Source organism: Paenibacillus sp. J22P15 (genome assembly GCF_056269345.1).
Genome location: NZ_JBWDNT010000006.1, coordinates 40716 through 64986 on the forward strand (window position 1 = coordinate 40716; position 24271 = coordinate 64986).

A 24271-nucleotide genomic window follows, 5' to 3' on the forward strand; every position below is an offset into this window, starting at 1 on the left:
TTTATAGTCAGTACTACTATTTCGACAGTTTGTGCTGAATTCCTTCATAAGCAGCTGGCTTTCCTCATTTTTCACAAATCTCATAATCAATTCATTTGTCGAATTCAGCTTGCTCTGTGCATTAGACAAAATTGCAGAGCAGTCAGCATATACATATAAGACTGCTTTTTTTAACACGCAGAAAGGAGTGATTCGTATCGTAAAACGTATCCATATTGGGATTATCATCGCCGCTTCTCTGCTTCTCATTGCAACAGTTGGTTGGGGCTTCGTCTGGAATTATGCACTACAAAAAACCGTTCCTGATGAGGTAACTGCAGGCGGCATCGTCATTGGAGGCATACCGGTAGAGGACGCCTTAGAGCGTCTCGAGCAATATGAAAATTCATTGCTGCAGCGAACAATTACAATTCATGCTGCTGCTAATGCTGGCGACAGCAAGCAATGGACCGTAACTGAGCTTGGCTATAAAGCGGAATTCAAAAGTATTCGCGAAGCCTTATTAAAGCTTAGCGACGGAGATATATGGGAGCGTGCTGTTTACCGCTATCAATTCCCCAAAACTTACGAGCTATCACAAAGCTGGAACTTTGACGCTTTTGATGCTGCTGTCCGCAAACAGTGGAGCTGGATAGAAAAGAATGAACCAAAAAATGCTTCACGTTCGATTACAGCTGAAGACGAGGTTATCTATGAGCCTCATGTAGATGCCTATCGCCTCGATACTGGAAAGTTGGCCGGTGAGGTGAATGACTGGGTTGTACTAAAGAAGGAACAGGTAGGTACACCAGTAAAAAAAGCTTTTGAAGCTGAGCTGCCGATTACCATTAAGCACCCTGAGCTGACGCTTGAGAAATTGAAAGAAGAAGGCATCGAACGAAAAATCATATCCTTTTCCACCGATTTCAAGACGAGCGCAGAGGGACGTGCTCACAATGTCACTGTAACCGCGGAAGCACTTAATGATTGGGAGCTCGCGCCAGGTGAAGTATTTGATTACAGCAAGCTTATCGCGAGGGCTGAAGAGCTGTACGAATACCGCGAGGCACCGGTTATTTTAAACGGGAAGCTTGTCCCTGGTATCGGCGGCGGCATTTGCCAAGTATCCAGTACGCTTTATAATGCGATCCTGCGAGCGGGGTTGGAAATTGTCGAGCGGCGCAATCATTCTCTGCCCGTTGCTTATTTGCCTATTGGCCAAGATGCGACTTATGCGGGTGGAGCGATTAACTTTCGCTTCAAAAACACTACAGGCAAACATCTCATTATTCGCACGTCTGTGGAGGATCGCAAACTGACCGTCAAGCTGTTCGGAACAATGAAGGAAAACGAGAGGTACGATATCGAATCCGTAACACTCAAAACGATTGCCCCTGCGGTTCAGGAGATTGCGAACAATCGTTTATCACCGGGTCAGAAGGTTACCGTGGAATCAGGGAAAGAAGGCTATGTTGTCGAAACGTTCCGCACGCTGCTTCGTGACGGGGAAGTCGTCTCGCGGGAACGGCTATCCAAAGATACCTACAAGGCTCAGCCTAGGATTATCGAAGTAGGTCCGCTCAAGGGAGCAAAAGGGCCTTCAGCAACGCCGGCTCCGACACCGTCAACGAAAGAACCGCTGTTGGAGGATGGAGTGCTTTAATTGTAAGAGGTGTTATGAAACGGAGGCTGGGTGTTTAGAATTAGAGGATTTTGACACTCTGTTGTAATGCCGTGCGGGCGGCGCATTTAGCTGTTTGGAGTCGCTGTGAAAATGTTTCTACAAATACTCCATCGAATGGTACATTTCTAATTCATCGGACTAGACTATGCTGATCTTCGGACAACTGGTTGTCATTGAGTTTGTCTGTTCGAGCTACATTGTAGTTTCTGCAACGGTTTAACGGATGGGACTCTCCTATTTAAGCTACGTTGTAGTTTCTGCAATGGATTCTCTCTATTTGGCTCTGGTTGTATGGTTTGGCTACTATTCTGCTGCATTTCTGCAATGTAGCTCATTTGAGGGTACCCTATGTGAGGTTTTCATTGTACTTTCTGCAATAGAATGTTTTCTGCCTCCACTATGGCACAGCTTGAACTGCTTAATTGTAGGTTCTTTTGGCAGCTATGGTGTATCAACGTACACACAGATGCCTAAAGAATCATTGTAAAATGTAATCTGACTTATTCTTTTGCACTGATAAATACTTGTCTATATCAAAAAAAGCAGTTCAGCTCGTTGCCTTCAGGGCAACGCTGAACTGCTTTTATTTTAGATCGCTTTATAAAGGGCTAACCCATTATCTGCTGCGCTCTAGATACTCTGTCACCCATGCCGCTGTTTGCTCGAGTACGAGCTCTGCGCGACCAATTGCATCTTGTACTTGTGATTTTGCCGTACCGCCGTAAACGTTACGCGCATTTACAACCTGTTCCGGCTGCAGCACTGCATAGATACGATCATCGAACAACGACGAGAACTTCTTAAACTCATCTATCGTGAGGTCTAGCAAGTATTTGTTTTGCTCGATGCAATACAATACTGTTTTGCCGATAACCTCATGCGCTTGACGGAAAGGCAAGCCTTTGCCGACAAGGAAGTCCGCAATATCCGTTGCGTTTGAGAAATCTTGATTAACGGCTTGACGCATCCGATCCTTGTTCACTTTCATCGTTGCAATCATTGGAGCAAACAACTGAAGCGCGCCTTGCAGCGTCTTCACCGTATCGAACATGCCTTCTTTATCTTCCTGCATGTCTTTGTTGTAAGCAAGCGGCAATGACTTCAGCACCGTCAACAAGCCAACAAGATCACCATAAACCCGTCCAGTTTTACCGCGAACGAGCTCAGGCACGTCTGGATTTTTCTTTTGCGGCATAATGCTGCTGCCTGTGCAGAACGCATCATCAAGCTCAACAAAATGGAACTCCGTGCTCGACCATAGAATTAGCTCCTCGCTAAGGCGCGAAAGATGCATCATGATGATCGATGCGTCCGCTAGAAACTCAACAATAAAGTCACGGTCGCTTACCGCGTCCAGACTGTTCTCGTAAACACGATCAAACTTCAGCTGGCTCGCAACAAAATGACGATCGATCGGGAACGTTGTCCCTGCCAAAGCGCCTGCTCCGAGCGGAAGCACATTAATACGCTTGTAGCTGTCCTGCAAACGCTCGATATCGCGTCCAAACATCGATACATAAGCCATCAAATGATGAGCAAATAGAATCGGCTGTGCACGCTGCAAATGCGTATAGCCCGGAACGATTGTATCGATGTTTGCTTTCGCTTGCTCGATTAGTGCGAATTGCAGCTTATAAAGCATATCAACAAACTCCACTACGCGTTTGCGAAGCCACAAATGCATATCCGTCGCCACTTGATCGTTCCGACTGCGTCCTGTGTGCAGCTTGCCGCCTACTGAACCAACATCGTCAATCAGCGTCTTTTCGATATTCATATGAATATCTTCATCTCCGATGGAGAATTCGATATCGTCGCGTTTAATGCGTTGAAGGACGCGGTGCAAGCCGTCCTTAATCTTCTCAACATCATCCAAAGGAAGAATACCTTGCTTGCCCAGCATCGTTACATGAGCTAGACTGCCTTGAATATCCTCTTCAGCGAGTTCCTTGTCGAACATAATCGACGCTGTATATTCCTCTACCAATTGGTCTGTTTTTTTCGTAAAACGACCGCCCCATAATTTGCTCACTGGTTCGTTACACTCCCTTGTAAAACTTATTTATTGCTAACAGCTGACGATACTTTTAGGCGCAATGCGTTCAGACGAATGAAGCCAGTTGCATCCCCTTGATCGTATGCTTGCGATGGATCAGCTTCCATAGTTGCAATATCAGGATTGTACAAGCTTACTGGGCTTTGTACGCCTGCTCCGATAACATTTCCTTTGTACAGCTTCAAGCGAACAACGCCGCTTACGTTCTTTTGCGATTCCGTTACAAGCGCTTGTAAAGCAAGACGCTCAGGAGCGAACCAGAAGCCGTTGTATACGAGCTGGCTATATTTTGCGATCAACGAATCACGAAGATGCATAACTTCGCGGTCCATCGTCAAGGATTCCATTTTGCGGTGAGCGGTGAATAGAATTGTTCCGCCCGGTGTTTCGTACACGCCGCGGCTCTTCATGCCGACGAAACGGTTCTCAACCATATCAACACGTCCGATGCCGTGCTTGCCGCCAAGCTCGTTGAGCGTGTCCATCACTTCAAGCGGGCTAAGCTCTTTGCCGTTGATTGCCGTGCAATCGCCCTCTGTGAAAGTAAGCTCTACATATTCTGCTTGATCCGGAGCATTCTCAGGAGACACGCTTAGCACATACATGCTTTCGTTTTCTTCGGAGCTAGGATCGAACCAAGGATCTTCCAGCATGCCGCTCTCAAAGCTGATGTGCAGCAGGTTGCGGTCTGTCGAATAAGGCTTAGCCGCAGACGCTGTAACTGGAATGTTATGTTTCTCTGCGTATGCAATCATCTCTGCACGGCCTGGGAATTCCTCACGGAATGCTTCAAGACGCCAAGGTGCGATAACGCCGATCTCTGGAGCAAGTGCAGCAGCTGCCAGCTCAAAGCGAACTTGGTCGTTGCCTTTGCCTGTTGCGCCATGTGCAATATATGCTGCGCCTTCTGCGCGAGCAATATCAACCATACGCTTTGCAATAAGCGGACGAGCGATTGAAGTACCTAGCAAGTATTGCCCTTCATAAAGCGTTCCTGCTTGGAACATCGGGTAGATGAAGTCTTTGGCAAACTCATCACGAAGATCGTCGATGTACACTTTGGAAGCGCCTGTTGCGAGTGCTTTCTCTTCCAAGCCGTCGAGCTCATCCTTTTGTCCGATATCTGCTGTAAATGCAATAATCTCTGCGTCATATGTTTCTTTCAACCATTTGAGGATAACCGAAGTATCCAAGCCGCCGGAGTAGGCGAGTACGATTTTTTCTTTTGCCATAATATTATTTACTTCCCTTCGAATAAATTCATCGATTTAGAGTGATTTCACTAGGACATGATTGCTGCCATAATTGCTTTTTGCGCATGCAGACGATTTTCTGCTTGATCGAAAATAATCGAACGACCGCCGTCGATAACTCCTTCGCTCACTTCTTCGCCGCGATGTGCAGGCAAGCAGTGCATGAAGAGGTAGTCCTTCTTCGCATATTTCGTTAATGCCTCATTTACCTGATAAGCCGCAAACGCAACTTCGCGTTCTTTCTGCTCTGCTTCTTGCCCCATGCTCGCCCACACGTCCGTGTACACGATATCCGCATCTGCAATAGCTTCCTTCGGATCGCGGCAAATGTGAATTTGCGAGCCTGTCTCAGCAGCATGATCCTTCGTTTGTTGAATAATATCCGCATCCGGCTCATAACCTTCAGGTGTAGCTACGGACATATGAAGACCCAGCTTCGCAGCACCCATCAACAAAGAATGAGTCATGTTGTTGCCGTCGCCGATGTAGGCGATTTTCAAGCCTTCCAAACGGCCCTTTTGCTCAAGAATGGTTTGGTAATCAGCAAGTGCCTGGCAAGGATGGGATAGATCCGTCAAACCGTTGATGACCGGAATCGTTGCACCACGAGCAAGCTCAACCACTTTACGGTGTGCGAATGTACGAATCATAATGCCGTCAAGGTAACGAGACAACGTCTGCGCTGTATCCCAGATCGTCTCGCCGCGGCCGATTTGCAGATCATTCCCGCTAAGGAATAGACCCTGTCCGCCAAGCTGGTACATACCCACTTCGAACGAAACGCGCGTACGTGTCGATGATTTCTCAAAGATCATACCAAGCGTCTTGCCCTTTAACACATGGTGAGTTTCGCCCGCTTTTTGTTTTTGCTTCAAATCAATGGCTAGGTCGATCAAGTAACGAATTTCCTCTGGCTTAAAGTCAACCAGCATTAGAAAGTCGCGTCCCTTCAAGCTTTGCGCCAAATCTTCATTTACTAATCCTTGCATCGTAGAGCCCTCCTTCAACTTAAAGCAATCTTCTAGCATTTATGATTTAATGACGGGCCGTTTAGCTTCCAATAGTTCTACTAGCAGCGCAACAGCGATGTCAATTTCTTCATCAGTGACGAGTAAATTAGGCAATAAACGGATCACATTGGGTCCTGCAGAAATGACGATCAAACCACGTTCCTGTGCCTGATTCAAAATATCCGCAATCGGCTCCGCACACGCAATGCCTACAAGTAGGCCAAAACCGCGTACCTCATGAACAAAATCATTCCCAGCAAGCTTCTCCTGAAGCTGCGAAATCAAATATTCACCCTTTTGTGCTGCGCGCTCCGACAAATTCTCGCCTACGATCGTCTCAAGAGTAGCTTTCACGACCGCTGTTGCAATCGGCGTTCCGCCGAACGTCGAGCCGTGGCTGCCTGCGGTAAAGCCTTCACGAAGCTTCTCCTTAGCTGCCATCGCGCCAACCGGGAAGCCACTTCCAAGACCTTTGGCCATAGTGAAGATATCAGGCTCAATACCGTAATGCTCGTAGGCGAACAGCTTGCCTGTACGTCCCATTCCCGTTTGAATCTCATCCACAATAAGTAGAATGCCTTGCTTCTCGCATATTGCGACAAGCTCCTTCATGTACTCTGGATCAACCGGATGAATTCCGCCCTCCGCTTGCACCATTTCCAGCATGATCGCTGCCGTCTGATTAGAAACAGCCGCTTCAAGCGCTGCTAGGTCATTTAGAGGAATAGTTTTGAAGCCTTCTGGAAGCGGAGCAAAACCTTCCTTAACCTTCGCTTGGCCTGTTGCTGTAAGCGTAGCTAATGTCCGTCCATGAAACGATTGCTCAAATGAAATGATTTCGAAGCGGCCATTGTTCAGCACCTTCTGATTGTAACGACGTGCCAGCTTAATAGCCGCTTCGTTCGCCTCAGCGCCCGAGTTGCAGAAAAACACCGCATCTGCACAGCTATTGTCCGTTATGAGTTTGCCAGCATCCGCTTGATTCGGAATATGGAACAGGTTGGATACATGCCAAAGCTCATCCAGCTGTTTAATTAGCGCCGCTTTGATTTGCTTAGGAGCATGACCGAGATTGGTTACCGCAATACCGCTCATAAAATCGAGATATTTATTTCCTTTATCATCCCAAAGCCAGCTGCCGTCACCCTTTACCAAAGCGATCGGATATCTTGCATAGGTTGGAAAAAGAGATTGGTCAGCAGCAGCTGTTGTATTGGTTTCACTCATCGACCTTACACCCGCCCTTCATTCGTCTGAATAATTCGAGTACCAACGCCGCCCTCGCGGACCGCCCTCGTCAGTACCCCCGGCTCCTCGCCGCTTACGATAACGACTTCACGCACACGTCCCTGTATGCACTGAATGGCAGCTCGTACCTTCGGAATCATGCCTCCGTAAATCTCGCCGCTCGTGATCATTTCTTCAATCTCCTCCACAGAGACAACTGGAAGCACCTGCTTCTTTCCATCTACTGTTTTGAGAATGCCCGGTACGTCCGTTACAACGATCATTCGTTCTACGCCCAGATGCGAGGCAACTGCGCCTGCAGCCGTATCTGCATTAATGTTGTAGCGTTGTCCTTGACCATCAATCCCGATTGGCGCAATAACTGGGATATACCCCATTCCCATTACACCTTCGATAATCTCAGCATTCACATCCGTAACGTCGCCAACAAAACCGATCTCTGCTGCATTCACAACGGGTTTAGCTTGAATCAGCATGCCATCCACGCCAGATAGGCCGAGTGCCTTTGCACCGTTGATTTGAATTTTGCGTACGATTTCCTTATTAATACGACCGGCAAGCACCATCTCTACGACGTCCAGCACAGCATCGTTCGTTATGCGCAAACCGTTAACAAATCCAGTCTCGATACCCAGCTTGCCGAGCGTTTCCGATATTGCAGGACCGCCACCATGTACGATGACCGGAAGAATGCCAGAGATCTGCAGTTCACGCAACTCGTCAAAAAAACTGTTAGGAAGCGCCGCCAGCGTGCTGCCTCCGCATTTCATTACAAATCTTTGCTCCGTCACTGTTCCATACCCTCCAAGCATCTGCTTTGCTTATGTCCGATATGCCGCGTTAATGCGAACATAGTCATATGTCAAATCGCAGCCCCATGCTGTTGCATGTCCTTCGCCATTATGTAAATCAACGCGAATCACTACGGTATCGCCTTTCAAATATTCCAACGCAACCTCTTCATCAAATACGACGGGACGAGACTGCTCCAATGTCAAAATATCACCAAGACGAATATCGACTGTCTCAGGATTAACCGGCTGGCCTGCCCGGCCTACCGCTGCAATAATACGTCCCCAGTTCGCGTCCGCTCCAAATACAGCCGATTTCACGAGTGATGATCCGATAACCGTCTTCGCAATCGCTTGTGCTGAATCGTCGCTTATCGCGCCGTTTACCTGCACCTCAACAAGCTTAGTTGCACCTTCGCCATCGCGAGCAATTGCTTTCGCAAGCACCTCGCACACATGACGGATCGCAGCTGCAAATGCAGCCCAGCCTTCATGCGCTTCTGTCAGCTCGTTGTTGCCTGCAAGACCACTCGCCATCGCTACCAGCATATCGTTCGTGCTCGTATCGCCATCAACCGTAATCATGTTGAACGTTAGATCCGTCGCTTGACGCAGCAATTGCTGAAGAGCTTCTCCGCCAATAGCCGCATCTGTCGTTACGAATCCAAGCATCGTTGCCATATTTGGATGAATCATGCCTGAGCCTTTCGCTGCACCAGCGACATAGACAATTTTGCCATCCAGCTCCAGCTCAACGCATACCATCTTTTGAACCAAATCCGTCGTTAGAATCGCTTGGCAAAAATCATCTGATCCTTCGCGATTTCCAGCTAGCTTAGCTTCAAGACCGTCGATACCGGTACGAACTTTGTCCATTTTTAGAAGCTCGCCAATAACGCCAGTTGACGCTACTGCAACATGATCCGCCGAAACGCCGATTGATTCTGCGAATCTAGAGCGCATTTCGTATGCGTCCGCTTCACCTTGCTTACCTGTACAAGCATTTGCATTGCCGCTGTTCACAAGCACTGCACGCAGCACGCCGCCAGAGGCAATACTCTCACGTGTTACTTGAAGAGGCGCAGCTTGAAATACGTTAGTTGTGTATACACCCGCTGCCGCTGCCGGCACTTCACATACGATTGCGCCAAGATCGTGACGCGTCGTTTTTTTAAGACCGCAGTGCAATCCCCCTGCTTTAAAGCCTTGAGGCGTTGTTATCGAGCCGTCAGCGACGACTGAGAACAAGGCCGTCGTATTGTCCTGTCCCATCGTAAAATCGTATCTCCTTCACCTGTATGAGTATGGTTATAAGATCAAAAGGAATGTTTTCGTATTTTAAGGATAAACGGGAACGAATTGCAAACCGAGCGTCTCGTCCCAGCCCATCATTAGGTTCAAGTTCTGAATCGCTTGACCTGCTGCGCCTTTAACCAGGTTGTCGATAACAGAAACGATGGTCACGCGGTTCGTACGCTCATCAACTGCAAAGCCGATATCGCAATAGTTGGAGCCCCATACTTCTTTGGTAGACGGCCATTGCCCTTCTGGACGAATACGTACGAATTTACGCCCTTCATAATAAGAGCGATACATCGAGATAAAATCACTTGTGCTCCGTTCGCCTTGAACAGTCGCATACATCGTGGACATAATACCGCGTGTCATTGGCACGAGATGCGTCGTAAAAGTAGTTACGACAGGCTGTTTAGCCGTATCGGATAGAACCATTTCAATTTCTGGAATATGTTGATGCTGATTCAGCTTATATGCTCTTAAATTTTCGTTTAGTTCGGAATAATGAGTACCTAGTGAAGCACCGCGACCCGCACCGGAAACACCTGATTTAGCGTCAATGATGATGGAAGACGGATCAATCCATCCTTCTTTGACCGCTGGGAGAAGTCCCAATAGCGTTGCTGTCGGGTAACAGCCTGGATTGGAGATAAATGGAGCATCCTTTACTTGATCGCCGTATATTTCTGCAAGGCCAAAAACAGCCTGCTTCAAGTAGGCCTCATCTGCAGCAGGCTTCTTATACCACTGCTCATATAGACCAGGTGATTTCAACCGGAAATCTCCTGACAAATCGATAATTTTCAAGCCAACCTCAAGTAATGCTGGAACCAGTTTACTTGCCACACCAGCAGGTGTAGCTAGAAATACGACATCTGCTTTCGCTTTAATTGCAGCTGGATCTACATCATCAAGTAGCTCCTCGCGGATGCCTGTCAAATGTGGATAACCTTCTGTAATCGGCGTACCTGCGCTGGATGACGAAATGACCGATGTCACCTCTGCCAGCGGATGGGATGCGAGCAATCGAATGAGTTCTACGCCGCCGTAGCCAGTTGAACCGATGATCGCTATTTTCACCTTTGTGCTCATATTAATCTCTCCCCGAAACTAGATGCTGCACGCTGTATTCCCCCTGCACTGCAGCTTCATCTATTGCTCTTTCCGCACGCGGAAAGGATGTTTTCTTCCACAACTTATAATTGTACATCATTCGGCAGTTGATGGAAATATGCATATTGTTTCGTATTATTATACATTCGAATTAATAATAATACAACGAACAAATGATGGTCTTTTTGGCTAGCTCTCCAGCTTAAAGCCCTGCCCAATCACTTCAGCCGTATTGCTAATAATAACAAAGCTGCCAGGATCAATCGACCGAACAATTTGCTTTAGCTTTGGCACCTCATTCTGACCAACAACTACCATAAGCACCGTACGTCCGACGCCCGTATAGCCTCCCTTACCATCAAGCCTCGTCAAGCCGCGGTTCAAATCATGAAGGATCGCTTCAGCCACTTCATCCGAATGCTCACTAATAATAAATGCCACCTTGGAGAGCTGTAATCCGCTTTGCACAAAATCAATCGTTTTGCTCGTTACGAATAAAGCGATCAATGCGTACAAAGCAACCTCAGGCGAAATAATAATACCAGCGGCAATAATCACGCAGCCATCGAAGCATACAATCGCTAAGCTGAGCGGCAGCCCCGTATAACGATGTAAAATTTGTGCAGCTAAATCCAGACCGCCTGTAGACGCCCCTGCGCGAAAGACAAGGCCAAGTCCGAGTCCAACCCCGATTCCGCCATAAATAGCAGCCAGCAGCGGATTATCCGTGGGCGAAGGCCAACCATTCGAGAGCAGCACAAACAGAGGCAAAACGACTGATCCCAGTGCAGTTTTCGCCCCAAATCGTTTGCCAAGCAGCCACAATCCTGCGAGAAACAGAGGAATATTGATCGCCCATTGCGTGATCGCCGGTGTAATACCTGCAGCTCGTTGGACGAGAATGGATATGCCCGATACGCCTCCAGATGCAATACCATTCGGTACCATGAACATATTGAAGCTAATTGCTACAATAGCCGAACCGATCAGAAGCTGAACAATGTTCCAAACCGACTGCGTCCGCGGTCTCAATCTGCGACTGCCTTTTCCCCGTTTAACCGTGCTGTCTTTCATCTCTTCAGTCTCCTCATAAGCTGATTATCGCAAAAAGAAGAGTTCCACACGTTGTTGCCGTGTTGGAACTCTCCGTTGAATCTATACATTAGTTTATAACATTATATTATTCATGACGAATCTGGTGACGCAAATATCCATCAATAAAAGCATTGATGTCACCATCCATCACTGCTCCGACATTACCTGTCTCAACAGATGTACGGTGATCCTTCACCATACTGTACGGATGGAATACATACGAGCGGATCTGACTTCCCCAAGCGATTTCGGATTGCTCACCGCGTATATCCGCCAAATGCTTCATCTGCTCCTCGATCTTCCGATCATACAGCTTGGAACGAAGCATCTTCATCGCCCGCTCCCGGTTCTGGATTTGCGAACGCTCCTGCTGGCAAGCGACCACAATGCCTGAAGGGATATGGGTAATACGGATAGCTGACTCCGTCTTATTGACGTGCTGCCCGCCCGCTCCGCTTGCTCGGTACGTATCTATCTTCAAATCCTCACTGCGAATCTCAATCTCGATACTGTCATCGATTTCTGGAACTACATCACAGGAAGCAAAAGAAGTGTGGCGACGGCCCGCGGAATCAAATGGAGAAATACGAACTAATCGATGCACGCCTTTCTCCGCTTTCAAATATCCGTAGGCATTAAAGCCTTTGACCAAAATTGTGACACTCTTAATACCGGCCTCATCACCAGGCAAGTAATCAAGAAGCTCCACCTTGAAGCCGCTCTTCTCCGCCCAGCGCGTGTACATCCTGTACAGCATCAGGCCCCAATCTTGAGACTCGGTTCCGCCTGCACCAGGATGGAGCTCTAGAATCGCATTGAGCTTATCGTAAGGCTGGTTAAGGAGAAGCTGAAGCTCAAACTCGCTTATCTTGCGCATAAGCTTCTCTACGCCGCTTACGACGTCTGCTGCAAGCGACTCATCGCTTTCTTCTTCCGCCAGCTCCAGCATCATATGAAGGTCTTCATGCTCGCTGTTCAACCCCTCGTAATGATCCACGACTGACTTTACCGCATTAAGCTCAGAAATTACGCTTTGCGCCTTGTCATTATCATCCCAAAAATCAGGGAATGTCATCTTTTCCTCGAAATTAGCAATAATCTCTTGCTTAAGATCTAAGTCAAAGTGACCCCCTTAGCTCTTGGAGTCGCTTGGCCATTTCACGCAGGTCTTGTTTAACCGTTATGTCTATCATAGCGTCCGCTTCACCTCAAAATAATTGTTCGTTCTATAATTTATGCTATGCCTGCGAGTGTCGTGCTTTACTTGCCGTGGCATTGCTTATACTTCTTGCCGCTGCCGCAAGGGCATGCATCGTTACGGCCTACACGCTCTTCACGCTTTGCTGGGCGCTTCTCAACCGCTTCTCCGCCGCCGCTCGTCGTCGTCGTTTGGCCTTGAGCCACCTCTTGACGCTCTAGATTGCTCTCTACGCGCGCCTTCATAATATACTTCGCAACTTCCTCTTGGATGTTCTCAATCATTTCCTTGAACATCTCGAAGCCTTCAAACTGATATTCACGAAGCGGATCCGTACCGCCGTAGGCACGTAAGTGGATACCTTGACGAAGCTGATCCATCGCATCGATGTGATCCATCCATTTGCTATCTACCGCACGAAGCACAACGACCTTCTCGAATTCGCGCATCGATTCATCACCAAGCTCTGCTTCACGCTCATCATAAGAAGCAACAACCTTAGCAAAGATATAGTCGATAATCTCTTCCTTCTCTTTGCCCCAAATTTCTTCCTTGGTCAAAGATGCATCTTGCAGGAAGTTCGCATGCGCATATTCCACAACAGCTTGAAGGTCCCACTCTTCTGGAATATCCTCCGAACAGTGAGCTTCCACGATACGCTCGATTACTGGCTTAATCATATCCATAACTTCTTGACGGATGTTCTCCGACCCGAGAATATCGCGGCGCTGCTTATAAATAACCTCACGCTGCTGGTTCATCACATCGTCATACTGCAAGACGACTTTACGGATATCGAAGTTGTTGCCCTCAACGCGCTTCTGAGCAGATTCAATCGCTCTAGAAATCATCCTGCTCTCTATCGGTTGATCCTCATCAAGGCCCAGCTTATCCATCATGCCCATAATATTCTCAGAACCGAAGCGACGCATCAGCTCATCCTCAAGCGATAAATAAAACTGTGATGAACCTGGATCGCCTTGACGTCCAGCACGACCGCGCAGCTGATTATCGATCCGACGGCTTTCATGACGTTCTGTACCGATGATATGCAAGCCGCCCAGTTCAGGAACCGAGTCACCTAGCAAAATATCTGTACCGCGACCAGCCATATTCGTTGCAATCGTAACAGAGCCAAATTGCCCTGCACGAGAAATAATTTCTGCTTCCTCTGCATGGAACTTCGCGTTAAGCACTTTGTGCGTCACGCCTCTGCGTTTAAGCATATCTGATAATTTCTCCGAGTTCTCGATCGATATCGTACCTACGAGCACCGGTTGATTTTTACTGTGACGTTCTACGATCTCTTCTACGACCGCTTTAAATTTTCCGAGTTCTGATTTGTAGACAACATCTGCAATATCTTTACGGATCATCGAGCGGTTTGTAGGCACTTGAATAACATCGAGTCCATAAATACGCTTGAACTCTTCTTCCTCCGTCTTCGCAGTACCAGTCATACCTGCCAGCTTGCGATACATACGGAAATAGTTCTGGAACGTAATCGTTGCAAGCGTCATGCTCTCGTTCTGAACCTCAAGCTCTTCCTTCGCTTCAATCGCTTGGTGAAGGCCATCGCTATAACGACGTCCTGACATAAGACGACCGGTAAATTCATCAACGATGACAACCTCATCTTCTTCGACAACATAATCTACATCACGCTTCATAATAAAGTTAGCTTTCAGCGCTTGCTGAACATGATGGTTAAGCGTTACATTCGCATGGTCGAACAGGTTCTCGATTTGGAAAGCCTTCTCCGTCTTCTCAACGCCTGACTCCGTGAGCATAACACTGCGCAGCTTGATATCGATCGTGAAATCCTCTTCAGGCTTCAAACGGCTAATAAAGCGATCTGCGGCAAAATATAACTCTGTTGATTTAGCTGCTTGTCCAGAAATAATAAGCGGAGTACGGGCTTCATCGACAAGAATGGAATCCACTTCATCAATAATGGAAAAATAAAGCGGGCGTTGTACCATTTGTTCCTTATAAAGCACCATATTATCGCGTAAATAATCAAAGCCGAATTCATTATTTGTTCCGTATGTGATATCACAAGCATATGCTTCTTGCTTCTCATCATGAGATAGCCCATGAAGATTACAGCCAACTGTCATGCCGAGGAAACCATAAAGCTCTCCCATTAGCTCGCTATCACGCTGTGCTAGATAGTTATTGACAGTAATAACATGAACACCTTTACCTAATAGCGCATTTAAATAAACCGGAAGCGTAGCAACGAGCGTCTTACCTTCACCCGTTCTCATCTCCGCGATCTTACCTTCATGCAATACCATACCGCCGATCAGCTGCACGTCAAAGTGACGCATGCCAAGCGTACGCTTGGATGCTTCCCTAACCGTTGCAAAAGCTTCAGGCAATAGTTTATCTAAAGTCTCGCCTTTTTCAATTCTTGCTTTGAACTCCTCAGTTTTCGCGCGCAGCGCTTCGTCAGATAAAGATGTAAACTTTGACTCAATCGCATTTATTTCATCTACCGTCCGTTGGATCCGCTTTACCTCGCGCTCGTTATGGTCACCAAATAACTTCTTCACTAATCCGAGCATGGAATTCCCCTTTCGTAGTAACGCCTCTTTGCATTAAATTGTATCAGTTTGTCGACACCGCCGCAACGAGGATCATTGTAAAAGAAAAAGCCTCTCTCCATAATGGAGAAAAGGCTCATCTAAATGTAATGTATAATGACGGCTAGCCTTGCTCAATTAATCCATATTTCCCGTCGCTTCGTTTGTACACAACACTAACCTCTTTGTTGTCTACATTCGAAAAGACGAAGAAACTATGTCCTACCATATTCATTTGCAAAATCGCTTCTTCCACATCCATAGGCTTGAGTGCAAAACGCTTAGTACGAACGAGCTCTAGATCGTCCTCTTCTTCCAGAACGCCCACTGCGGAGCCTTCTTCCTTAAATAGAGCGCGTACACCGCTGCTTTGGCGGAACTTACGATTTACTTTAGTTTTATGTTTACGTATTTGTCGTTCGAGTTTGTCCGCAACCAGATCAATCGATGCGTACATATCCTCGCTTTTCTCCTCGGCTCTTAGCATGACACCGATGAGCGGTATGGTCACCTCAACAGCATGTTTCCCTTTGGTGACGGATAGTGTTACGTTAATTTCGGAGGTGATTGGTGCTTCAAAATATTTATCCAATCGGCTGAGTTTCTTTTCGACGTAGTCTCTCAATGCGTCTGTCACTTGAAAGTGTTGACCTCGAATGTTGTAGTTCATGTAGAACGCCTCCTTTACATAGTCTTATTATAGCATATGTAGGCACTCAAATCAAAATAGTTTTTTATCAATTTAGAATATTCAGATAAATATTGATATAGAACAAATATTTTTTTGACACCAGCTGCTTGTACACCCTATGCCATCCTAATTCGCAAAAAAAAGCCCCGGTTTCCCGGAGCTTTGTGGAAGCTGCTTGTTTAGTGATCCAAAATATAGTTTGGCTGGATCAGCCGAATAATTACAGTTTAACTACGTTTGCTGCCTGTGGACCACGAGCGCCTTCAACGATATCGAATTCGACGGATTGGCCTTCTTCAAGAGTCTTGAAACCTTCAGTTTGGATAGCGGAGAAATGAACAAATACGTCGCCGCCTTGCTCAGTCTCGATAAATCCATAACCTTTTTCCGCGTTAAACCATTTAACTTTACCTTGCATGTGCAAACATTCCCTTCATCTTCAAATACTGTGAGGCATCTCTTCGTATAACCCACAATTTGACTATAACACCCACTTTACGGAATTGTCAAACAATTTCTTGTAAGCGGATTCAACGTTGGTATGAAGTGATTTCCGGCTTATCTTTTGATGTCGAAAATGATAAGCCGAAAACTTATATCTACCGATTTCGATCAAGCGTAAATATTGAGAAGCATCCCTTTAATCTCACCGACTAGATCGAGTATTCTAATCCCTTTTTCTTGTTTCTTAAGCATCGCATCCGTAAGCTCCAACAGCTTCTTATCCACTTCGGTAACGATTCGATAGACTTTAGGTCTTCCTCGGCGGCTAAAGCCGCTCCGCTCTTCCAGCTTCAAGCCGTGCTCAACCGCTTCTTCCATGAATTGCTTGACTAATTGCTTATATTTCCGCAAATCAGATACGGTTACGGTTTCAGAAAGCCGTTTGCCCTGATCCTCAATGTCCTTAAGCATGCCATTCAGCCGCTCCGTATTAAGCTGCTCCCTCTTATCCGACATCATCGCGGAGAAGCTTATACTTTCAGCCGGGGTCTCTTGCTTCGACTTTATCCGATCCAATCCTGCCTTGTTTACCTTTTGAACTTCCATGATAGCAATAACCTGCCTTTCCAAACCATTATACCTTGTAAAGGAAAAAGAGAGTTAAGACCCAACGGATCTTTAACTCCCTTTTTATTTGATTTGTCGCTTACTGCAACAACTTCAGAATACCTTGCGGCAATTGGTTAGCTTGTGCAAGCATTGCAGTTGCAGCTTGATTGATAATATTTGCTTTTGTGAAGCCTGTCATTTCCTCTGCCATGTCAGCATCACGAATACGGGATTCAGCTGACGTAAGGTTTTCTTCAGCGATACCGAGGTTGTTAATCGTATGCTCCATCCGATTCTGGTACGCCCCTAGAGTCGAACGTTGTTCAGATACTAGTCTGATTGCCTCGTCCAATACTTTAATTGCCGCTTCTGCAAGATCTGCTTTACTGATATCAACACCAGCAACAGCATCTACTCCTGGAGTACCAATAACAGTAGAATGATCAGCTTGACGAGCCAAGCCCAGCTTAGCTGCATCCATTACTGAAATGCTTACTTCCATATTCTCGCCTGCATTGGCTCCAATTTGCATATTGATCTTCAGATCGTCTCCCGCAGTCGTTACAAAATCAGAATCCGTTATGGAAATTTCCATACCATTCGATACTCCGTCATCGGTCTTGTTAGTCGATAAAATGAGAGAATTTCCGACAACATTAACCGCATCAACTGCCGCGGCGCCTGTTCCGCTTATTCTTGCGTCCGTCAACTTTGTCTTGATTTCATTTAGTACATCATAAACAGATTTATCTGTAATATTAATACTTCCAACTGGATCAGTCGCAAGACCTGTTCCAAAAGTAATATCAACACCATCAATCGTTAGTATATCTCCAGGTTTCGGTACCTCTGCAAACGATAGTGTAACAGACTTAGCAACCAAGGATTCTTTTGACGCAATAAGAGTAGTTACAGGTGCTTTGTTCTCATCCACAAAAGCTGCTCCTGGCGCTGCACTAAATACTGTAATTTTTTGTGCATCAGCAGGGCTCAAGTTGCTGACAGTACGTAACACTAGAGACCCATTGTTAATAGTACTATTTCCTAGGGTGCCGTCATCTAAAGCGTTCGTCTGTGTAAAGTTCGTTGTATCGAACGTCGGATCATTATCTCTAATCGCTTCTACTAATTTACTCATTGTAGCATTGATATTGGCAATGGCAGCTGCATCATCCCCCCCACCGTTCCAAGGGTCAACATACACTGCGATTTGGCCGTTAGGAACTACTGCATTTGGATCCGTTTCAATCGAATACGTTTTTCCATTAATTTCAAAAGTTTTCCCATTCGCATCTATTGCAATTTGTTTTCCAAAGTCAAAATCTAATGTAAGCTCCACAGAAGCCGGTTCAGTAGGCTGTGCGGCGATCGTTCCGCTCCAAGTGCCGCCCGCCGCATAAGTAAGCTCCGAATCCTTCATTTCTACAAAAGCGCGTCCATCCACGGAGCCGCGAAGCAGCGGCTTTGAATTGAACTGTGTTGTTTTGGCGATACGGTCTATTTCCAAAGTCAGTTGATCAATCTCCGATTGTACCGCGCTCCGATCCGCGTCCTCCAGCGTTCCGTTAGCTGCTTGTACAGTCAATTCTCTCATGCGCTGCAAAATTTCATGCGTTGTACCAAGAGCTCCCTCTGCTGTTTGCAGCAATGAAATTCCATCCATTGTATTGCGTTCAGCCATATCTAATCCTCTAATTTGGGAGCGCATCTTCTCTGAGATCGCTAGCCCCGCAGCATCATCTGCTGCACGGTTAATGCGAAGACCTGAAGACAACTTCTCTAGATGCTTAGATACCCCCATACTGTTGTTTGACAAGTTTCTGTATGCATTAAGTGCTTGAATATTATGGTTTATACGCATGTTTAGTTATCTCCTCTTGTGTTATTCTTTCCAATTCACGTTGGGCGAATTATAGTTTAAATCCATATCGTAGGCTCTAGATTGCTGTTTGAGAACGGGTGACTGAATGTCAGTGCCTTTCGCTAACGCTAAATTCCATGCCTCGAACAGGCTTTTCAAAAGTTTTAATACTTCTTCAACAATGGTTACATCTTTAGTGATGTTCGCTTCAATCAGCTTTCTAGCCATATAGTCATATAACGCTTCCAATTGATCCGCAACGATGCCTGCTCCATAGTTGATGCCTGCGCCTAATCTGTAGAGAATATCGTTGCACTTTTGCAGCACTTGGTTAGCTTCAATGTAGCGCTGATTTCTTAAAGCATCTGCCGCATTCTCCAATCGCATAATACAAGTTTCATAAAGGAGACTTGTCAATTGCTGAGGCGTTTTTTGATGAACAATTTCTTCTGTTAAATGTTCTACCACGATGGTATCCTCCTGAATTTCACTAGCTTCTATTTATATCGGAATATTCCCATCAATTGTTAAGCCTTTTTATCCATTTTTTCTATAAGCAGCAATACCTCAGCAATAACCGAGTATAACTGCGGCGGTACGTTTTCCCCCAAATCCATATCGATCAAATTTTCAACAAGGAGGGGGTCTTCTTGAAGCGGAATCTTGTGGCTTTGCGCCATTTCGATAATTTTCTGGGCTACATGCCCCTTCCCATGAGCGACAATGGTTGGCGCTTTATCCTTATCTTTGTCATAGCGTATAACGGTAGCCGTTTTCTCGCCTGATTCCCGCCCTTTATTCGGACTTATCCATTTATAGTTCATATTTTGAAATCATATCCTTTCGCAGACAGATTTGGCTGTATTTTGCTTGGAATAGCGCTGCCTGGAGAAGGTACAGGATCATCGATTTCTTGACGGTTTAAACTTGAAAACTTAATCCCAGAAATAATGAACCCGATATCGCTGAGTTTTTCCTTACACGCCTCTACTAGGGGCTCCATTTTCTCTTGAAAACCTTGTGTATTGTTTTTAAGCGTCAGAGCCAGTCGTCTATCTGAAACCGTAATGGCAATGCCAAGATCGCCCAACCTCTTCGTTTCCATTGCAAAATACATGCTGCAGTTCTCCCAGTCCATCTTCTGACCTTCTTGTCTGGAGTTCGCAATGATTTTAATATTTTCCGGCTGCCCGCCGAGAAGGAGCGGAAGATTGACGAATAGAGCTTGCATGGAAGAACTGCTGTCAGGCTTATTAAGCAGCTGCTGTCCTGTCAGATTATTCAAAGCTTGCTCCGCCATCCGTCCGGCCTGACCGTTTTCTTCTTGGGACATTTGTAATAACAATGATTTCACATTTTGACTAAAAAGATCTTTACCAGTTACCTCGTCTTTTTTCACCAGCCATTGAGCAGCTTCACTATCATGATTAAGCCCTAATGAACGAATCATCTCAAAGGCTTGCCTAGCGGAGGGCTCTGTTTGTTGAACGGTCTGTGATATAGAATCCCATTCTGTCGATAGTTTATGGTATAACGGTGATGGCTCTGCGTAATTCTGTGCTTTGACTAGAAGGTGCTTCACCTTCACATCAGACGGTTGCCAATTTAGTTGTTCCAGACTAGCCTTTACGCCGTTCACGATGTCGGCAGCTGCTGCAAATTTTCCATTTGCGAGCAACTTACGTGCATCAGCTAGCTTAGTACTAGCTACAAGCAGCTGTTTCTCCGTACCCATGTCCGTCAACATGGTAATATCACTCTTTAAAATAGCTTTATCCAATATATCAATAGTCGATTCTAACAGTGGCTTGATTTGAGAATATGCATCTTTGTTTAACGCTTGAATCGACATCTGTATAACGTCTAGGTTACGGGTAATTTCCCGTTTCAATGTTTTAAAATCATTCGCTGCAGTACTTAGCCTGTGCGTTATTTCTTTAACTATAAGCGTCTTTGTAGCAAGCTCCGCTTCTACACCATGCATACTCTGCTTTTCAACCTCTTGACTAGATACTGGACTCACGATCCAATCCTTCTCAAATAAGTTCGTACCCTCGGCATTTGTAATAGGCAGCTTCGAATCATTTGGTTGTTGGGTCAGATTTTCTAAATTATTATTATTCCTCATTCCTGTGACAGTCTCTTCGTGGACTGGCGATGATCTTAATAATTGAATAGCTTGCTGCATTCGCTCTCTTCCCGCATCACTCTTCCCATTAAGATGCAATCTGCGTGTATCGCTCAGCGCCCATTGCAAGTCATCTACATCCGATTCTGTAAGCAGCTCCGAATTAGCAGCTAATAGACTTTTAACCATATTCATAATTTTGCTTAAACTCGGCTCGTTTTTTAATGCTTCTTCAATTTGAATAAAGGATGGCTTATCACTGGGTTGAACCGGAAGTATCTTAGGCGGCGTCTCAACAGTTTTACTATTCGCTTCGCTGCCTGTTACCATTGCCAGAACCTTAGTCAACTGAGTTTGAGCAGCATCTACCTTGTCTTCCGTCAGTAATTGCTTTATGTCACTCAGACCTTGCAGCAATTGGTCTAAGTTCTCCTGCTTCATACCAGGTGACTTCGTAATTTGCTCTATCAAAGCGTTAGCTAATGCTTGGATACGCGGATTAATGCGGATGATCTCTTCCAGCTTGGCAAGGAGATCGTCACTCTTCATTGATGTGGACTGGCTCGGTTGATTGTCTGTTCTAGCTGTAGCTGGGGGTTCTGTTGCCACAGTCAGTAGCTTAGTCAACTTCGTTTGGGCAGCTTCTACCTTATTTTCCGCCAGCAAGCGTTTAGTCTCATTCACTCCGTCTAGTAGTTGATCCAAGTTCTCCTGCTTCATGCTAGGTGACTTGTTGATTTGATCGATCAAAGCTTTAGCTAGTACTTGAACATGCGGATTACTGCGCGTTAACTCTTCCAACTTGGAGAGCAGCTCATCTCTCTTCGTTGTTGATGCGGACTGGCTCGGTTGATTATCTGTTCTAGCTGTAGCTGGGGGTTCTGTTGCCGCAGTCAGTAGCTTAGTCAACTTCGTTTGGACAGCTTCTACCTTATTTTCCGTCAACAAGCGTTTGGCTTCATTCACTCCGTCCAGCAGTTGATCCAGGTTGTCCTGCTTCATGCTAGGTGACTTGTTGATTTGATCGATCAAAGCTTTAGCTAGTACTTGAACACGCGGATTACTGCGCGTTAACTCTTCCAACTTGGAGATCAGCTCATCTCTCTTCGTTGTTGATGTGGACTGGCTCGGTTGATTGTCTGTTCTAGCTGTAGCTGGGGGTTCTGTTGCCACAGTCATTAGCTTAGTCAACTTCGTTTGAGCAGCTTCTACCTTATTTTCCGTCAACAAGCGTTTGGCTTCATTCACTCCGTCTAGCAGCTGATCCAAGTTCTCCTGCTTCATGCCAGGTGACTTGTTGATTTGATCGATCAAAGCTTTAGCTAGTACTTGAACACGCGGATTACTGCGCGACAGCTCGTCCAGCTTGGAGAGCAGCTCATCTCTTTTTGTTGTTGATGTCGACTGGCTTGGTTGATTGTCTGTTCTAGCTGTAGCTGGGGGCTCTGTTGCTACAGTCATTAGCTTAGTCAACTTCGTTTGGGCAGCTTCTACCTTATTTTCCGTCAACAAGCGTTTGGCTTCATTCACTCCGTCCAGCAGTTGATCTAAACTCTCCTGCTTCATGCTAGGTGACTTGTTGATTTGATCGATCAAAGCTTTAGCTAACACTTGGATTCGCGGATTACTGCGCGATAACTCTTCCAACTTGGAGATCAGCTCATCTCTCTTCAATGTTGAAGATTGTCGCTGTATATTCGGATCCTCACTCTTCTTCGCAGAAATGAGCCCCGACAATTGCCGGTTAAGCGGTTCACCGTGTATGGCTTCATGTACAGCTGTAAGTGAGGCTGCATTAATATCCAGCCCCTTCTGGGCCATGGTGCGAAGCGTCTCCAGCTTCTGATTTAAAGAACCGGAAGCGGACTTCATATAATTTCGGATATCTGACATCATTTCCTGAGAGGTAGGGATGCCCTTATCCGCCAGTAGTTTAGCAATTTGTTTATCTTCATTTGAATACGTATCACTTATCGTTTCTGCCATCTTAGGAATGCTTATATCGATAGGCCGACGATTAGCTGATTCATTCAGTTTAACTCGTATAGGGCTTGCCTCTGCTTGTGTAACTGTAAGAACAACCTGCTCGCCTTTGGAAGGTACCTTACCATCAAATTTGACCAATACCTCTTTTCCCCGAATTTGCACACTTGCCTCTGTTGAGGATACGGTCTCTTTCACTGTTGCTTGTACAGCGTCTCCGTTTTTCAATTCCATAGGAATATCATTAGGGGGGGCTGCAGCACCAGTTGTATTCGTGATAATCTTCATTCCTATACCTCCATCGGTATATCGTTTTTTCTTCTTGATTATTTATCGGTATAGATAACGTTTTTTTTAATAGAAACAGTCGGCGCTATACATTGTGAAAACTAACTTTCGTCATATATAACTCCCGTTGTCCTTTACAACAAAACAAAAAAACCTGCCATATCCGTATGAAAAATACAGGTATTCGCAGGTTCATTATTAGTGTATATGTTAAAACTATGTTTCATTGCTTTGTATCAAAAAACAAACTATCATCGCCAGCATATGCTGACTGATACATCGTTTTTGAACGCTTGCCTTTATTAATCTTGTCAATCTCATCGCTAGCCTCGTTATATAGCTCCGTCATTCTGCCGGTAATAACGGTATCCGATTCGAGGATACGCTGTGTTAAGGGGCGTAATGCTGCTGCTTGCTCGTCAGTAGGAGAGTACTGTTGAAGCTCAGCAAAAATCTGATCACGCTCCATCATATATTCTTCCATATCCTCAAGCTCACAGCTATTAATTTTCTCTACTAACTCAGCCGACAGTTGAATGAGACGCAGCATAAGCATTTCCATTCGATTGACCTGCCAATTGATTATATTGTTTTGCTGCTTGGAACCAAGTTTCTTTTAACTCAATCAGATGAGCAAGCACTTCTTCGGCAGGTTCTACGCTCTTCTTGATGTTCGATTCTATGAGCAGCATATTAAAATATTCATACAATCGAAGCAACCCGTCAGCAACTGGAGATGAACGGTCAATGGTTATCATGAACTCGCTAATAATATCTTGAGCTTTAAGCAAGTTCGAGTTTGCCTCTGTATAGTTATTTTCTTGCAACGCCTTAATACCCTGACGACAAAAACGAATGGCACCGTCATACAGCATAATGAGAAGCTGAGCCGGCGTTGCTGTCTGAACCGTAGTTTCGAGATATTTATTACGTTGTTGCATCTGCATATGTCATCC

20 protein-coding genes are annotated in these 24271 nt (G+C 45.8%); 1 reads left to right on the forward strand and 19 read right to left on the reverse strand.

All coding sequences use genetic code 11. From position 1 onward, the window contains the following. The first annotated feature begins 187 nt into the window (after nt 1–187). Nucleotides 188–1642, forward strand: a complete 1455-nt coding sequence (locus AC0YN6_RS15130) for a VanW family protein (protein ID WP_475747825.1) — start codon at nt 188–190, stop codon at nt 1640–1642. Nucleotides 1643–2279: 637 nt separating this feature from the next. Here the strand turns inward: AC0YN6_RS15130 and argH are convergent. From argH to fliS (AC0YN6_RS15225), 19 genes are all read right to left on the reverse strand, one after another. Further along, a complete protein-coding gene (gene argH, locus AC0YN6_RS15135; protein WP_475747827.1) occupies nt 2280–3695 on the reverse strand; it encodes an argininosuccinate lyase in 1416 nt (471 codons plus the stop codon). 26 nt (nt 3696–3721) lie between these two features. Beyond that, nucleotides 3722–4951 (reverse strand): argininosuccinate synthase, encoded by a 1230-nt coding sequence (locus AC0YN6_RS15140; RefSeq protein WP_475747828.1) that lies wholly within the window; start codon nt 4949–4951, stop codon nt 3722–3724. Between the two features lie 50 nt (nt 4952–5001). Beyond that, the gene (gene argF, locus AC0YN6_RS15145; RefSeq protein ID WP_475747829.1) at nt 5002–5961 is read right to left on the reverse strand and encodes an ornithine carbamoyltransferase; all 960 of its coding nucleotides are present in this window, start codon (nt 5959–5961) and stop codon (nt 5002–5004) included. 39 nt (nt 5962–6000) lie between these two features. Beyond that, nucleotides 6001–7209, reverse strand: coding sequence for an acetylornithine transaminase (locus AC0YN6_RS15150; protein WP_475747830.1), 1209 nt, complete (start codon nt 7207–7209; stop codon nt 6001–6003). Between the two features lie 5 nt (nt 7210–7214). After that, nucleotides 7215–8000: an acetylglutamate kinase gene (gene argB / locus AC0YN6_RS15155; RefSeq protein WP_475748111.1), complete on the reverse strand. Its 786-nt coding sequence runs from the start codon at nt 7998–8000 to the stop codon at nt 7215–7217. Between the two features lie 51 nt (nt 8001–8051). After that, complete coding sequence (gene argJ / locus AC0YN6_RS15160) at nt 8052–9293, reverse strand: bifunctional ornithine acetyltransferase/N-acetylglutamate synthase (RefSeq protein WP_475747832.1); 1242 nt, start codon at nt 9291–9293, stop codon at nt 8052–8054. A gap of 66 nt (nt 9294–9359) precedes the next feature. Next, nucleotides 9360–10409 carry an N-acetyl-gamma-glutamyl-phosphate reductase gene (gene argC / locus AC0YN6_RS15165; protein ID WP_475747833.1) on the reverse strand — a complete coding sequence of 350 codons (1050 nt, stop codon included), beginning with the start codon at nt 10407–10409 and terminating at the stop codon, nt 9360–9362. A gap of 210 nt (nt 10410–10619) precedes the next feature. Continuing rightward, nucleotides 10620–11504 (reverse strand): YitT family protein, encoded by an 885-nt coding sequence (locus AC0YN6_RS15170; protein WP_475747834.1) that lies wholly within the window; start codon nt 11502–11504, stop codon nt 10620–10622. A 106-nt stretch (nt 11505–11610) separates the two neighbouring features. Further along, nucleotides 11611–12718 (reverse strand): peptide chain release factor 2 gene (gene prfB / locus AC0YN6_RS15175; protein ID WP_475747835.1). Its coding sequence is split into 2 segments (ribosomal slippage): nt 11611–12645 and nt 12647–12718, totalling 1107 coding nucleotides; the frame shifts between segments, so codons are not numbered across the junction. Between the two features lie 67 nt (nt 12719–12785). Beyond that, entirely contained in the window at nt 12786–15293 is a 2508-nt protein-coding gene (secA, locus tag AC0YN6_RS15180; RefSeq protein WP_475747836.1) for a preprotein translocase subunit SecA, read from the reverse strand. Nucleotides 15294–15435: 142 nt separating this feature from the next. Then, entirely contained in the window at nt 15436–15981 is a 546-nt protein-coding gene (gene hpf, locus AC0YN6_RS15185; protein WP_475747838.1) for a ribosome hibernation-promoting factor, HPF/YfiA family, read from the reverse strand. A 241-nt stretch (nt 15982–16222) separates the two neighbouring features. Next, nucleotides 16223–16420: a cold-shock protein gene (locus tag AC0YN6_RS15190; protein ID WP_028608231.1), complete on the reverse strand. Its 198-nt coding sequence runs from the start codon at nt 16418–16420 to the stop codon at nt 16223–16225. A gap of 194 nt (nt 16421–16614) precedes the next feature. Then, a complete protein-coding gene (locus tag AC0YN6_RS15195; protein WP_475747839.1) occupies nt 16615–17052 on the reverse strand; it encodes a YaaR family protein in 438 nt (145 codons plus the stop codon). A 100-nt stretch (nt 17053–17152) separates the two neighbouring features. Then, on the reverse strand, nt 17153–18916 hold the full coding sequence (locus AC0YN6_RS15200) for a flagellin N-terminal helical domain-containing protein (protein WP_475747841.1): 1764 nt from the start codon (nt 18914–18916) through the stop codon (nt 17153–17155). Nucleotides 18917–18937: 21 nt separating this feature from the next. Next, nucleotides 18938–19384 (reverse strand): flagellar export chaperone FliS, encoded by a 447-nt coding sequence (gene fliS, locus AC0YN6_RS15205; RefSeq protein ID WP_475747842.1) that lies wholly within the window; start codon nt 19382–19384, stop codon nt 18938–18940. Nucleotides 19385–19443: 59 nt separating this feature from the next. After that, nucleotides 19444–19740, reverse strand: coding sequence for an EscU/YscU/HrcU family type III secretion system export apparatus switch protein (locus AC0YN6_RS15210; protein WP_475747844.1), 297 nt, complete (start codon nt 19738–19740; stop codon nt 19444–19446). After that, the gene (locus AC0YN6_RS15215) at nt 19737–23315 is read right to left on the reverse strand and encodes a hypothetical protein (protein WP_475747845.1); all 3579 of its coding nucleotides are present in this window, start codon (nt 23313–23315) and stop codon (nt 19737–19739) included. The genes AC0YN6_RS15210 and AC0YN6_RS15215 overlap by 4 nt, the downstream gene beginning before the upstream one ends. Before the next feature lie 223 nt (nt 23316–23538). Continuing rightward, nucleotides 23539–23877, reverse strand: coding sequence for a flagellar protein FliT (gene fliT, locus AC0YN6_RS15220; RefSeq protein ID WP_475747847.1), 339 nt, complete (start codon nt 23875–23877; stop codon nt 23539–23541). Then, nucleotides 23837–24262: a flagellar export chaperone FliS gene (gene fliS / locus AC0YN6_RS15225; RefSeq protein WP_475747848.1), complete on the reverse strand. Its 426-nt coding sequence runs from the start codon at nt 24260–24262 to the stop codon at nt 23837–23839. The genes fliT and fliS (AC0YN6_RS15225) overlap by 41 nt, the downstream gene beginning before the upstream one ends. Nucleotides 24263–24271: the final 9 nt, after the last annotated feature.